General features: G+C 63.6%; 13 protein-coding genes. 7 read left to right on the plus strand and 6 right to left on the minus strand.

The features are described from left to right. The first annotated feature begins 72 nt into the window (after positions 1 to 72). The 4 genes from EJ078_RS16310 (at position 73) to ppa (ending at position 2,921) form a co-directional block, all read left to right on the plus strand. Positions 73 to 870 carry a YgcG family protein gene (locus EJ078_RS16310; RefSeq protein WP_245458847.1) on the plus strand — a complete coding sequence of 266 codons (798 nt, stop codon included), beginning with the start codon at positions 73 to 75 and terminating at the stop codon, positions 868 to 870. Positions 871 to 876: 6 nt separating this feature from the next. Continuing rightward, positions 877 to 1,515: a TPM domain-containing protein gene (locus EJ078_RS16315; protein WP_127215291.1), complete on the plus strand. Its 639-nt coding sequence runs from the start codon at positions 877 to 879 to the stop codon at positions 1,513 to 1,515. 150 nt (positions 1,516 to 1,665) lie between these two features. Continuing rightward, the gene (locus EJ078_RS16320) at positions 1,666 to 2,172 is read left to right on the plus strand and encodes a GNAT family N-acetyltransferase (protein ID WP_067324917.1); all 507 of its coding nucleotides are present in this window, start codon (positions 1,666 to 1,668) and stop codon (positions 2,170 to 2,172) included. A gap of 215 nt (positions 2,173 to 2,387) precedes the next feature. Further along, entirely contained in the window at positions 2,388 to 2,921 is a 534-nt protein-coding gene (gene ppa / locus EJ078_RS16325) for an inorganic diphosphatase (protein WP_067001447.1), read from the plus strand. A 282-nt stretch (positions 2,922 to 3,203) separates the two neighbouring features. Here ppa and EJ078_RS16330 read toward each other — a convergent pair whose 3' ends face one another. Then, entirely contained in the window at positions 3,204 to 3,794 is a 591-nt protein-coding gene (locus EJ078_RS16330) for a hypothetical protein (protein WP_127324608.1), read from the minus strand. A gap of 213 nt (positions 3,795 to 4,007) precedes the next feature. Next, positions 4,008 to 4,625 (minus strand): TetR/AcrR family transcriptional regulator, encoded by a 618-nt coding sequence (locus EJ078_RS16335; protein WP_095824171.1) that lies wholly within the window; start codon positions 4,623 to 4,625, stop codon positions 4,008 to 4,010. A gap of 78 nt (positions 4,626 to 4,703) precedes the next feature. Between EJ078_RS16335 and EJ078_RS16340 the strand changes: the two genes are divergently transcribed. Together EJ078_RS16340 and EJ078_RS16345 are read left to right on the plus strand one after the other, a co-directional pair. Then, complete coding sequence (locus EJ078_RS16340) at positions 4,704 to 5,987, plus strand: MFS transporter (RefSeq protein WP_127324609.1); 1,284 nt, start codon at positions 4,704 to 4,706, stop codon at positions 5,985 to 5,987. A gap of 136 nt (positions 5,988 to 6,123) precedes the next feature. Next, positions 6,124 to 7,698 carry an alkaline phosphatase gene (locus EJ078_RS16345; RefSeq protein ID WP_127215288.1) on the plus strand — a complete coding sequence of 525 codons (1,575 nt, stop codon included), beginning with the start codon at positions 6,124 to 6,126 and terminating at the stop codon, positions 7,696 to 7,698. Between the two features lie 98 nt (positions 7,699 to 7,796). Here the strand turns inward: EJ078_RS16345 and EJ078_RS16350 are convergent, their stop codons facing one another. Next, positions 7,797 to 8,081: a hypothetical protein gene (locus EJ078_RS16350; protein WP_245457033.1), complete on the minus strand. Its 285-nt coding sequence runs from the start codon at positions 8,079 to 8,081 to the stop codon at positions 7,797 to 7,799. 194 nt (positions 8,082 to 8,275) lie between these two features. Here EJ078_RS16350 and typA point away from each other — a divergent pair, with 194 nt between their 5' ends. Next, a complete protein-coding gene (gene typA / locus EJ078_RS16355) occupies positions 8,276 to 10,105 on the plus strand; it encodes a translational GTPase TypA (protein ID WP_067001463.1) in 1,830 nt (609 codons plus the stop codon). Positions 10,106 to 10,161: 56 nt separating this feature from the next. Here the strand turns inward: typA and EJ078_RS16360 are convergent, their stop codons facing one another. The 3 genes from EJ078_RS16360 to EJ078_RS16370 all read right to left on the minus strand — a co-directional run bounded on the left by EJ078_RS16360 (position 10,162) and on the right by EJ078_RS16370 (position 12,256). Then, positions 10,162 to 10,788: a DUF1062 domain-containing protein gene (locus EJ078_RS16360; RefSeq protein ID WP_067324929.1), complete on the minus strand. Its 627-nt coding sequence runs from the start codon at positions 10,786 to 10,788 to the stop codon at positions 10,162 to 10,164. A gap of 362 nt (positions 10,789 to 11,150) precedes the next feature. After that, on the minus strand, positions 11,151 to 11,474 hold the full coding sequence (locus tag EJ078_RS16365) for a hypothetical protein (RefSeq protein WP_127215287.1): 324 nt from the start codon (positions 11,472 to 11,474) through the stop codon (positions 11,151 to 11,153). A gap of 218 nt (positions 11,475 to 11,692) precedes the next feature. Beyond that, positions 11,693 to 12,256 (minus strand): peroxidase-related enzyme, encoded by a 564-nt coding sequence (locus EJ078_RS16370; RefSeq protein WP_067001468.1) that lies wholly within the window; start codon positions 12,254 to 12,256, stop codon positions 11,693 to 11,695. Positions 12,257 to 12,361: the final 105 nt, after the last annotated feature.

The raw sequence follows: 12,361 nt of genomic DNA on the forward strand, positions 1-12,361 counted from the left end.
CAATCTCCCTCCTTGCGGGGGAGATGGCCGGCGGGCCAGAGGGGGGTGGGACGGAGTGCCTTCATTGGCCTTTTGCTGAGCATCTTCTGCCTCCTCCTCCCCATCGCCGCCCTTGCCGCCGACCTGCCCCCGCTTAGCGGCCGTGTCGTCGACAATGCCGGCATTATCGATGCCGGCACGCGCGCGGCGCTGACCCAGAAACTCGCCGATTTCGAGAAGAAAGGCTCCGATCAGATCGTCGTCGCGACCATCCCTACCCTCGGCGGCGAGGAGATCGAGCCCTACGCCAACCGGCTGTTCCGCTTCTGGAAGCTCGGCCAGGCCAAGGAGAACAATGGTGTTCTTCTCCTGGTTGCGCCGAACGATCGCAAGATGCGCATCGAGGTCGGCTATGGGCTGGAAGGCACGCTGACCGACCTGCACACCAAGCTGATCATCGAAAACGACATGGTGCCGGCCTTCCGCGCCGGAGACTTCTCCGGCGGCATCAGCAAGGCCGTCGACGACATGATCATGGTGCTGGAGGGCAATCCGGAGGAGCTGGAGGCGCGCGGCAAGCGCAACGAGCAGGCGCCGTTCAACTCCGACGACCTGTTCTTCGCCATCTTCATCACCCTCTGGGCGCTGATCTTCTTCGGCAGCATCGCCCTGACGGTGCTGCCGCCGATCTTCGGCCAGAAGATCGGGCCCGGCCGCTACCGCTGGCTCGGCATGACCTTCGAGCCCAGCCGGCGATCCTCCGGCGGATGGTCGTCCGGTGGCGGAGGCTGGTCGTCGGGCGGTGGAGGTTGGTCCTCCGGTGGCGGCGGTGGCGGGTTTTCCGGCGGCGGCGGTTCGTCGGGCGGCGGCGGCTCCTCTGGAAGCTGGTGAGAAACCATGGCAACGCGACCGATCAGCCCCGAGGACCATGACCGCATCGCCGAGACCATCCGTGCCGCGGAAGCAAGGACCGACGGCGAGATATACTGCGTCGTGGCGGGGTCCAGCGACGGCTATTTCTTCCCGGCCGCGTTCGCGGCGGCGCTCGCCACGATTGTCGTCAGCCTCGCAGTGGCCTACGGGCTGGAAGCCTTGTGGCTGACCATCCGTTTGCCGCATTTCGTGCTTGCTCAGCTTCTGGCGTTTGGCTGCATCCTTGCGCTCCTCTGGGCGCTGCCCGGCTTGCGCATTCACCTCGTGCCGAAACGGCTGCGCTACCAGGCGGCGCATGCCAATGCGATGAAGCAATTTCTCGCGCGCAACGTCCACCGCACCCAGGCGAGGACGGGCGTGCTGATCTTCGTCTCGATCGCCGAGCGCTATGCCGAGGTGGTGGCCGACAGCGGCATCGATGCTAAGGTCGGCCAGCATGTCTGGGATGGCGTGGTGCGGGACCTGACAAAGCACGCGGGCGACGACCGACTCGCCGACGGTTTCGCCAAGGCGATCGAATCGGTCGGCGCGGTGCTGGCCGAGCATTTCCCGGTTACCGCCGGCGACACCAATCAATTGGATGACCATCTCGTCGAGATCTGACGGAACTGACTGAAAATCTGCTCTGCCGGGGCCGGGTGAGGGCTGGTTTTCGGCGCCTCCGATGCCGCCAAGCTCGTTTGTGAGAAAGCGCGGGCGCGACAGCGCGGGACTCTTTGCAGTCGGGCCAAGCGGGTTTATGATTAACAAATCATGAACACGCTGACGATCGACATCCGGAAAGCCGACCCTCGCGATGCAATGGCTATCGCGGACGTGCACCAGGAGGCATGGCGCGGCGCCTATTCCGGCATCATCCCGCATCGCACGCTGACGGCCATGATCAATCGCCGCGGCCCCGATTGGTGGGCGAACGCAATTCGCAAGGCGGCTACCGTGCTGGTGGTCGAGATCGGGGGCACGATCGCCGGCTATGCCACGATCGGCAGGAACCGCGCCCGCGAGCTCAGGCAGCAGGGCGAGATCTACGAGCTGTACCTGCGTCCGGAATATCAGGGCATCGGCCTCGGCAGCAGGCTGTTCAAGGCGGCGCGGACGCGCCTTGCCGACCATGGGCTCAGAGGCCTGGTGGTGTGGGCGCTGGAAGACAATTACAACGCGCTGGCCTTTTATGCCGGCAATGGCGGCCGCGACGTCGCCGAAGGCGTCGAGGTCTTCGAGCAGAAGGCGCTGAAGAAGGTTGCCTTCGTCTGGGAATGATGGCCGCCACTTAAAACGCGTTGGGGTGACGTGCTTCAAGTCTTCGTTTGATGCATATCGTTCGCCCAAAACCGCTGCGCAGTGTTGGGCGACATGCATTGGGTTACAATCCATCACAAACTGTGCGCTTCCGTTAGCGTCCAGTGCTATTCGCCGCATTGCACCATGACGCGCCGCCCGCTATCGATCTCACAAATCGAGAGAGGGATTTCAGCATGCGCATCGAAGCCGTACCAACGGGGAAGAATCCGCCCGAGGACATCAACGTCATCATCGAGGTGCCGATCGGCGGCGAGCCGATCAAGTACGAGATGGACAAGGAGGCCGGCACGCTGTTCGTCGACCGCTTCCTGCACACCTCGATGCGCTATCCCGGCAATTACGGCTTCGTGCCGCACACTTTGTCGGGGGACGGCGACCCGATCGACGTGCTCGTCTGCAACACGCGCGCGCTGGTGCCGGGCTGCGTCATCAATGTGCGGCCGATCGGCGTCTTGATCATGGAAGACAATGCCGGCCAGGACGAGAAGGTGATCGCGGTTCCCTCGCCGAAGCTGACGCTGCGCTACGAGAATGTCACCGAATACACGCACCTGCCGGAAATCACCCGCCAGCAGGTGCAGCACTTCTTCGAGCACTACAAGGATCTCGAGCCCGGCAAATGGGTCAAGATCGAGGGCTGGCACGATTCCAACTATGCCAAGAAGATGATCGTCGAGGCGATCGAACGGGCGAAGGCGGTCAAGTAAGTAAGCGGCAGCCAACGGCTGGGCGATGGGGCTTGGGCGAAGCCCTCAACGTCGTCATCCCAGGGCGAAGCAGGAGCGCAGCTCCGTCGCGGAGACCCTGGGATCCATGCCGTGAGGTCGCGCGAAGATCGTTACGGAACAGAATTACTGCACCGTGGCAACGCCTTGATGTAACGGCATGGATCCTTGGGTCTGCGCCGCGTCGCTTCGCTCCTTGCTCCGCCCAAGGATGACGGATGCGCAACCTTCGCCGTCTCGCATTCGTCGAACACCCTCTGATTTCTAGTTATCTACTCGCCCGAAGTCCGGCACGTTGCCGATCACCTCGCGCTTGTCCTTGCCGCAAGCAAAACCCTTCGCCTTTTGGTCGGCGAGCTTGCGGGCCTGATCGTTGGCCTGAGGGTTGCCGGTAGCGAGCACGAGGCCGATTGTGCAGCCCTCATGCTCCTCCGGCTGCGCGACCTTGGCGACGACCAGCACCTCGGTCGGCTTGTTTTCGTTTTCGGGATTGCTGATCTCGCGACGATGAATGACGGCGAAGGGCACCGCCTTGTCGCCATTGGTTTCGATGCGCCACTCGACCTTCGCCCCAGCGGTGTTGAACCCGGAGAAACTCTCCCAGATGGCGGTCATGTCGTCGGAGGGAAAACCGTAGTAGACGGACTCGCGCGCGTCGTCATAGCCGATCAGCACCGGATAGCCGCGATAGCCCGCGCAGGCGAGGTTCGCCCAGTCGCCGTCGCCTTCTTCCGATTGCGCGTAGGTCACGCAGTCCTTCTTCCAGTCGAGGTCGGTATAGTCGCTGGAAATGTCGCCGGCATGGGCCGAGCCACCAAGGATGACAAAGGCAGTAAGAGCAAGGCAGGCGCGCATCCGAAGACCTCCGTTTGGTGCAGCAGCGTAGCGTTAAAACCCGCGTGAGCCTAGGAAGCCGGGTTGGCGCGAAGGGTCAATTGTCTAGGCCGGTGCTGCTCCTCACCTGCCTGCCGGCATCCTCTCCCTGTATAGCGACGGGGAGAGGGGCGCTCTCCTCGATGGTTTCGCCAACAGCCGACGTTGCAGGAAAAGCGCCGAAGCAGCGGACCACTAGTTCTTCAAGCTGGCTTCAATCAGCAGATCGGCGTTACGGGCGACTGATGCCGCCGGTCCGCCGAGGCCGAACAATTGGCCGCTGATATAGGCGCCCTCGATCAGCAGCAGCAGCCCATCGCCCAGCGTGTCGGAATCACTCGCACCCATCGCTGCCGCCATGGCGCGCAGGCGCCGGCGCAATTCCTGCTTGTTGTTCTCGCTCACCACCCGCGCGGGATGGCCGTGCTCGGGATATTCGACCGCCGCATTGGTCATGCCGCAGCCGCGATAGTCCGGCCTCTGCGTGCGTTTGCCCACGCGGGTGAGGAAAGCGATGATCTGAGCGCGCGGGTTGCCAGGATGCGCGTCCACGGCGTCGTCGAACCGCTGCCAGAATTCGAGGTCGTACTTGCGCAGATAGGAAGCGGCGAGTTCGTCCTTGGACGGGAAGGTCCGGTACAGGCTGGGCTTGGTGACGCCGGCGCGCCTGACGATCTCGTCGACGCCGATCGCCCGGATGCCTTCGCGATAGAACAGATCGCGCGCCACGTCGAGGATCTTGTCGGCAGCCTTCGGCGCCGGTGCCGTGCCGGCTCCGCTGATCGACGCTTCAATTTTATTGTCCGATGGCATTCAACAAACTCGCTTGACAATGTTACTGACCGGTACGTATGAATGGCGCCGCTCCATTGCAACGTACCGGTCAGTAACATGATAGCTCATTCCCGTCCCTTTGGCCAGCGCTACGCCTTCGTCGTCGTCGCAGTCATCTTCTTCTGCCTGCTGATCGCCGCCGGGCTTCGTTCCGCGCCGGCGGTCATGATGCTGCCGCTGGAAAAGAGCTTCGGCTGGCGGCGCGATGTCGTCTCGCTTGCCGCCGCTGTCGGCATCTTCCTCTATGGCCTCACCGGGCCGTTTGCCGCGGCGTTGATGGAGCGGATCGGGCTACGCCGCACGCTGCTTGCCGCGCTGCTGATCATGTCGGGTTCCACAGCGCTCAGCCTGCTGATGACCAAGCCGTGGCATCTGCTGCTCACATGGGGGGTATTTTCGGGCATCGGCTCGGGCGCGGTCGCCACCGTGCTCGGCGCCACCATCGTCAATCGCTGGTTCAAGACCAATCGCGGCCTGGTGATGGGGCTGATGTCCGCCTCGAGCGCGACCGGCCTGCTGGTGTTCCTGCCGCTGCTCGCCTCGTTGGCTCAGTCGGGAGGTTGGAAGCCGGTCGCCGTTGCCATCGCCATTGCCACGGCGGCTCTCGTGCCGCTGGTCTTTCTGCTGGTGCCGGAGCGCCCGGCTTCCATCGGCCAGGTGCGTTATGGCGCCGATGCCGACGACGTGCCGCCGGTGTCGCCGGCCGCGCAAGGCAATTTCCTGGCGCATACGCTGAACACGTTGCGCCGTGCCGCGGGAACCAGGGTGTTCTGGTACCTGTTCGCCACATTCTTCGTCTGCGGTTTCACCACAAACGGCCTCGTCGGCACGCACCTCATCGCCTTTTGCGGCGACATGGGCATCGGCGAGGTGCAGGCAGCCGGGCTGTTGTCGATGATGGGCATCTTCGACCTGATCGGCACGACGCTGTCCGGCTGGCTCACCGACCGTTTCGATCCGCGCAAGCTGCTTGGCGTCTATTATGCCGTGCGCGGCCTGTCGCTGATCTATCTGCCCTATTCCGGCTTCTCGGCCGTCAGCCTGATCATCTTCGCCGTGCTCTATGGGCTCGACTGGATCGCCACCGTGCCGCCGACGCTCAGGCTCGCCAACGAAGCTTTCGGCGACCGCAGCGGCCCGATCGTGTTCGGCTGGATCGTCGCCGGCCACCAAGTGGGCGCCGCGGCGGCGGCGGCCTTCGGCGGCACGATGCGCGAATTGCAGGGCAATTACGAGCTTGCCTTCCTGATCGCCGGCATGACCGGCATAGCCGCGGCCTGTATTTCGCTCTTGATCAACACGAGCAAGCCGGCTTTTGAGCCGGAACCGCAGGCGGCGTAAGCGCGACTTCCCCTTCTCCCGCAAGGGGAGAAGGGGAGAGCTGTGACCTGTTATCAAAATTTCATGGTTCCGATATGCGCCTGAAACATTGAGGCCGGAGGTTGGCGGTCCCGTTCAACGCCATCCGGAGACAGCCATGAACAAGCTCTCGTTAACCCGCCGCGCTTTCGTCACCTCGGCCAGCGCCTTTGGCCTAGTCGGCGCCTCCGGACTCGCGTTGCCTTACTATTCGCGCGCCAATCAGCGCCCGGCCTTCACCCACGGCGTCCAGTCCGGCGATGTCGACGCCACCTCCGGCATGGTCTGGACCCGCACCGACCGGCCGGCGCGCGTGATGTACGAAGTGTCGACCACCGAAAGCTTCGCCGACGCCGTCAGGCTGGCGCCGCTCGATACCTCGCCCGCCAGCGACTATACGGTGAAGCGGCTGCTCACCGACCTCGCCGCCGACCAGGACATTTTCTACCGGATGACGGCCGCCGATCTTTCCGACATCAACGCCGTCTCCGAGCCGATCGTCGGCCGTTTCCGCACCGCGCCGGCGTCGAAGCGCGACGTGCGCTTCGCGTGGTCGGGCGACACCGCCGGCCAGGGCTGGGGCATCGACGAGACCGGCATGAAGATCTACTCCACCATCGCCAAGCACACGCCTGACTTCTTCCTCCATTCCGGCGACACGATCTATGCCGACGGCGCCATGAAGGACGAGGTCGACCTGCCCGGCGGCGGCAAGTGGAAGAACGTCGTCATGATCGACGGCAAGCGCAAGGTTGCCGAAACGCTGGACGAGTATCGCGACCAGTGGAAGTACAACATGATGGACAAGCACGTGCTCGCGCTTAGCGCCATCTGCCCGACCTTCTACCAGTGGGACGACCACGAGGTGGTGAACAACTGGTCGGATTCGAAGGACCTGACGACCGACAACCGCTACACGGAAAAATCCATCCCTGTGCTGGCGGCCCGCGCGGCGCGCGCCTTCCATGAGATGACGACCATCCGCTACGAACCTTCGGAACCGGGACGCGTCTATCGCAAGATCGCCCACGGGCCGCTGCTCGACGTGTTCTTCCTCGACATGCGCTCCTATCGCGGCCCGAACGGCCCCGACATGGAGGACACGCTGACGCCGAAGTCGCGCATGCTCGGCGAGCAGCAGACGCAGTGGCTGAAGCGCGAGCTGGCGAATTCCAAGGCGACCTGGAAGATCATCGCCGCCGACATGCCGCTCGGCCTCGTCGTCTGGAACGACGCGGCCAAAAAGGCCGGAGCCGAGGCGGTCAGCAACGGCGACAATGGCACGCCAAAAGGCCGCGAGCTCGAGTTCGCCGACCTGCTGCGCTACATCAAGAACGCCGGCATCACCAACACGGTGTGGCTGACCGCCGACGTCCACTATACGGCGGCGCATTACTACAATCCGGACAAGGCGCAGTTCCAGGATTTCAACCCGTTCTGGGAATTCGTCTCCGGCCCGATCCACGCCGGCACCTTCGGTCCCAACGATCTCGACATGACCTTCGGGCCCGAGCTGAAGTTCATCAAGGCGCCGAGCGCCGAGCAGGGCCAGAACCTGCCGCCATCAGCGGGCCTGCAGTTCTTCGGCCTGGTCGACATTTCCGGCGCCACCGAGCAGCTAACGGTGCGGCTGATGGATCGCGACGACAACGAGCTCTACAACGTCACGCTCGATCCGGTGCGGTCGGCTTAGGGTCGGCGCCAGGCACCCCCCTGTGCCCTGCCGGACAGTCCGGCAGGGCACAGGGGGGTGTCCCGGAGTGCCACCTTTGTCAGGTAGCCGTCGCAATATTAATCCGGATAGCAGGTCGCGGGAATGTTCGGCCAGACGGCGGTGTCGCAGTTGACTGCCTTCTGGCGCTGCTTGAAGGCGGCGCTGACCGGGCCGGTGACGATCGGGTCGACCCCGTCCGGGGCGTCGGCAAACATCTGCTGCGCGGTTTTGGCATCACGGGGCGAGGGGTCAGCTTCTCTCAGGGCGGCCGCCGACTGTGCGGCGCCAGCCGCAACAAGCACGCCAAGCGCTGCCCACGCGAAAACCGGACGCAATCTGGACATCTGATCGGTCATGAACATGAAATTGCCCGGCCCCTCAAAGGTTCCGCCTTGGTTAACAGAATCATTTCACACCAAGACGTTTAAGAATCAGTGACCATTTATTTGGGGCGGGGCCTCCCCTTTCGCAATTGCGAAAAACCTTGTATGAGCCGCCCAACCGAAAAAGGCGGCGCTTTCGGGCCTGCTGCCTGCAACGCTCCCGAGACCAGACAATGAACCTCCGCAATATCGCGATCATCGCGCATGTCGACCATGGGAAAACCACGCTCGTCGACCAACTCCTGAAACAGTCCGGCGCCTTCCGCGAAAACCAGCGCGTCGCCGAGCGCGCCATGGACTCCAACGACCTCGAAAAAGAACGCGGCATCACCATCCTGGCCAAGGCGACCTCGGTCGATTGGAAGGGCACCCGCATCAACATCGTCGACACGCCCGGACACGCCGACTTCGGCGGCGAGGTGGAGCGCATCCTGTCGATGGTGGATTCGGCGATCGTGCTCGTCGACGCCGCCGAAGGGCCGATGCCGCAGACCAAATTCGTCGTCGGCAAGGCGCTGAAGGTAGGTCTGCGGCCGATCGTCGTCATCAACAAGATCGACCGCCCGGACGCCCGTCACATCGAGGTGGTCAACGAGGTGTTCGACCTGTTCGCGGCGCTCGATGCGACCGACGAACAGCTCGACTTCCCGATCCTCTACGGCTCGGGCCGCGACGGCTGGGTGTCGGAAAATCCTGAAGGCCCGAAAGACCAGGGCCTTGCGCCGCTGTTCGATCTCGTCGTCAAGCATGTGCCGGCGCCGACGGTGCATCCCGGTCCGTTCCGCATGATCGGTACGATCCTCGAAGCCAATCCGTTCCTCGGCCGCATCATCACCGGCCGCATCGAGTCCGGTTCGCTGAAGCCCAACCAGGCGGTCAAGGTGCTGCACCATGACGGCACGCAGATCGAGACCGGACGAATCTCGAAAATCCTCGCCTTCCGCGGGCTCGAGCGCCAGCCGATCGAGGAAGCCCAGGCGGGCGACATCGTCGCCATCGCCGGCCTGTCGAAGGGCACCGTCGCCGACACCTTCTGCGATCCGAGCGTGAGCGAGCCGCTGCATGCGCAGCCCATCGACCCGCCGACGGTGACCATGTCCTTCCTGGTCAACGACAGTCCGCTTGCCGGCACCGAGGGCGACAAGGTGACCAGCCGCGTCATTCGCGACCGGCTGCTGCGCGAGGCCGAAGGCAATGTGGCGCTCAAGATCGAGGAATCGCCGGAGAAGGATTCCTTCTTCGTCTCCGGTCGCGGCGAGTTGCAGCTTGCCGTGCTGATCGAGACGATGCGCCGCGAAGGCTTCGAGATCGCCGTGTCGCGCCCGCGGGTCGTCATGCAGAAGGGCGATGACGGCCAGTTGCTGGAGCCGGTCGAGGAAGTCGTCATCGACGTCGACGAGGAGCACGCCGGCGTGGTCGTGCAGAAGATGTCGGAACGCAAGGCCGAGATGGTCGAGCTGCGCCCCTCCGGCGGCAACCGCCAGCGCCTTGTCTTCCATGCGCCGACCCGCGGCCTGATCGGCTATCAGTCGGAACTGTTGACCGACACGCGCGGCACCGCCGTGATGAACCGGCTGTTTCATGCCTACGAGCCCTACAAGGGCGAGCTGCCCGGCCGCACCAATGGCGTGCTGATCTCCAACGAACAGGGTGAGTCGGTCGCCTATGCGATGTGGAACCTGGAGGATCGCGGCCCGATGATCATCGATCCGGGCGTCAAGGTTTACCAGGGCATGATCATCGGCATCCATTCCCGCGACAACGACCTGGAAGTGAACGTGCTGAAGGGCAAGAAGCTCACCAACATCCGCGCCGCCGGCAAGGACGAGGCGGTGAAGCTGACGCCGCCGGTCCGCATGACGCTGGAACGCGCGCTGGCCTGGATCCAGGACGACGAGCTGGTCGAGGTGACGCCGAAGACCATTCGGCTCAGGAAGCTCTATCTCGACCCGAACGAGCGCAAGCGCTTCGAGAAGTCGGCCAAGGTGATGGGCGCGGCGTAGGGTTTTAGCCCAGGCAGTTACTCAAGGGAGGGGGCATCGCTCCCTCTCTTTTCACTTCATGCACATGCGGCCGAAACGACAGCGTCACGGCCGGTCTCGCCGGAGAGGTCGACGCGTACCACCATGCCGTCGCGCACCGGCCTGCGCAGGGCTTTGGCGCCGCACGGTTCGATGGCGAGCAACCGCCGCGCTTCCCAGGCCTGCAGCCTCGACCGGGAGATGCCGAGCTCGCCGGCGAGCAAGCGGTCAAGCCGCAAGGGCGTTGCGGCATCGAGCCGAAGCTCAAGCCAAAGCGCCGTCGCGCCTTCCGGCCTGCCATCCAGCGGCTCCTTTCGCACCGTGACTTCGGGAGATTCTTCGATCCGCCCGACCCGATTTCTGAGCGCCACGGCATCGAAGCCATAGTGTCGGACCAGCGTCGGATCGTTGCGCTCCAGTGCAGCCATCAGCGCCGGTGCGATGTCGCGACGGTTGCATCGCTCGAAAATGGTTCGGTTCCAGGAATTGTCGCAGTCGGTGCAGCGATAGATCAGCCAGGCATCGATGCGCTTGCCGTTGGCGTTGACGCGGAACTTTCCGCTGCATTGGTAAGGTTTGACGCCGCCGCAGCGATTGCAGTTGATGAGAGGTCGAGGCGCGACTGCGGGCGCGACCACCCAGCGAATGCGCAAAGTTCGAGACATGCCGATAGGCCCTTCCCGTCGGGAAGTCCGTCAGCGCGGCAATGTCCGAGATGCCCATGCGGGCACGGTGTGGCGAAAGGCTGTAGTGGTTGAAAATCAGGCGCCCGCGCAATTGCGCGACGGCGGCTCAGCAATGCCAAACCGGTCTCGAGCCGCCGCCTGAAGAACACATGAAATGATGCAGGCGCCGCCAAAGCGCGCCTGCGCGTGCTTTCGGGGAGTAGACGAGACCGGCGTTTACTGAGGCAAAGTGAAACTCGAAATCGGGAAGGATCGGCTCTTCTAGCCGTGCGACGGCGGGCGGGCAAGACGAGTATGCCGCCCGCCGTGTTTCACTGTGACGACCTTCGGGCGCTTTGGCGCTACATCATCTCGATGATCGGCGCGACCTCGACGCTGAAGGCCGGGTTCATCAGGATCGGACAATCCCTTGCCTTGGCGACGGCATCGTCGATATCCTTCGCTTCGACGATCGTGTAGCCGGCGGTTGGATTGCTGCCGCCATTGTTCTCGACCACGCCGCCGGGCAGCACCGTTCTCGACATGCCGACAGGATTGCCGCCGTCGATCACAGCCGAACCCAGCTTGTCGTACCAGCCGGTCCAGGCATCCATCGCGGCTTTGCGCTCGGCCTCGTCGGTCGGCATCTTGCCGGAGCCGTGATAGACATAGAGAAATTTCGCCATGTTCTCCTCCCTTTCGGCAGCGTCGAGCCGGGATGCGGCAGCGCCGCCTAGCGGTATGCGGCTATGCCGCAATCCGATATGCGGCTACGCCGCAATCGTTGATATGCGAGCTAGCCGCAATCATCGATATGCGGGCTAACCGCAATCGTTGATCATCGACCCAAACGGCGGGGCGGGCAACGAGAAATTCGACGTTGCTAATGTGAGGCCGGTGAGCCTCACCTTGCCATGGCGTGGTATTCGGGGTTCGGTCGCATGTCGACCGCGGCGGCCACCCGGTTCGACATGTTGAAGAAGGCGGCAGTCGAGGCGATGTCCCAGATGTCGCGATCGCTGAAGCCCACCTGTCGCAACGCGGCGCGGTCGCCCTCGACGATCTTGGCTGGCTCCTCCGTCAGCTTGACCGCGAATTCCAGCATCGCCGTCTCCCTTTCGGGCAAGCCGGCGGCGCGGAAATTCATCACCATCATCTCGCCAAGAGCGGGCTCACCGGAAAGCTGGCGCACCGCCGCGCCATGCGCGGTCAGGCAGTAGTAGCACTGGTTGATCGAGGAAACGGCGACCGCGATCATCTCGCGCTCCAGCTTCGACAGGCCGGACTCGCCCAGCATCAGCTCGTTGTACATGTCGGTGAAGGCGCGCAGCTTCTTCTCGTCGAAGGCGTAGGCCAGAAGTACGTTGGGCACGAGGCCGAGCTTTTCCTCGCATTTGGCGAAATAAGCCTTCGTCGCTTCGCTCAGCTCCGCCCGGGCCAGGTCGAGCGCCGTAATCCTGTCGGTCATATCCGTTCTCCTCGCAGGGTGAGCGTCGGTTCGATTTTCTTAAAGCGTCGTCAAACCTTTGTCGCCAAATAGCGCTCATCTGCTACCATAGACCCAAAAGCATGT

Origin of the sequence: Mesorhizobium sp. M1A.F.Ca.IN.022.06.1.1, from assembly GCF_003952605.1 — a bacterium.
Classification (GTDB): Bacteria; Pseudomonadota; Alphaproteobacteria; order Rhizobiales; family Rhizobiaceae; genus Mesorhizobium.

Excerpts from the sequence above, each read along its gene's own strand:
- EJ078_RS16330 (WP_127324608.1), bottom strand. The coding sequence starts at position 3,794 with ATGCGCGCCTGCCTTGCTCTTACTGCCTTTGTCATCCTTGGTGGCTCG.
- EJ078_RS16345 (WP_127215288.1), top strand. The coding sequence starts at position 6,124 with ATGAACAAGCTCTCGTTAACCCGCCGCGCTTTCGTCACCTCGGCCAGC.
- EJ078_RS16365 (WP_127215287.1), bottom strand. The coding sequence starts at position 11,474 with ATGGCGAAATTTCTCTATGTCTATCACGGCTCCGGCAAGATGCCGACC.
- EJ078_RS16360 (WP_067324929.1), bottom strand. The coding sequence starts at position 10,788 with ATGTCTCGAACTTTGCGCATTCGCTGGGTGGTCGCGCCCGCAGTCGCG.
- EJ078_RS16315 (WP_127215291.1), top strand. The coding sequence starts at position 877 with ATGGCAACGCGACCGATCAGCCCCGAGGACCATGACCGCATCGCCGAG.
- EJ078_RS16335 (WP_095824171.1), bottom strand. The coding sequence starts at position 4,625 with ATGCCATCGGACAATAAAATTGAAGCGTCGATCAGCGGAGCCGGCACG.
- EJ078_RS16350 (WP_245457033.1), bottom strand. The coding sequence starts at position 8,081 with ATGTTCATGACCGATCAGATGTCCAGATTGCGTCCGGTTTTCGCGTGG.
- EJ078_RS16320 (WP_067324917.1), top strand. The coding sequence starts at position 1,666 with ATGAACACGCTGACGATCGACATCCGGAAAGCCGACCCTCGCGATGCA.
- EJ078_RS16370 (WP_067001468.1), bottom strand. The coding sequence starts at position 12,256 with ATGACCGACAGGATTACGGCGCTCGACCTGGCCCGGGCGGAGCTGAGC.
- typA (WP_067001463.1), top strand. The coding sequence starts at position 8,276 with ATGAACCTCCGCAATATCGCGATCATCGCGCATGTCGACCATGGGAAA.
- ppa (WP_067001447.1), top strand. The coding sequence starts at position 2,388 with ATGCGCATCGAAGCCGTACCAACGGGGAAGAATCCGCCCGAGGACATC.
- EJ078_RS16340 (WP_127324609.1), top strand. The coding sequence starts at position 4,704 with ATGATAGCTCATTCCCGTCCCTTTGGCCAGCGCTACGCCTTCGTCGTC.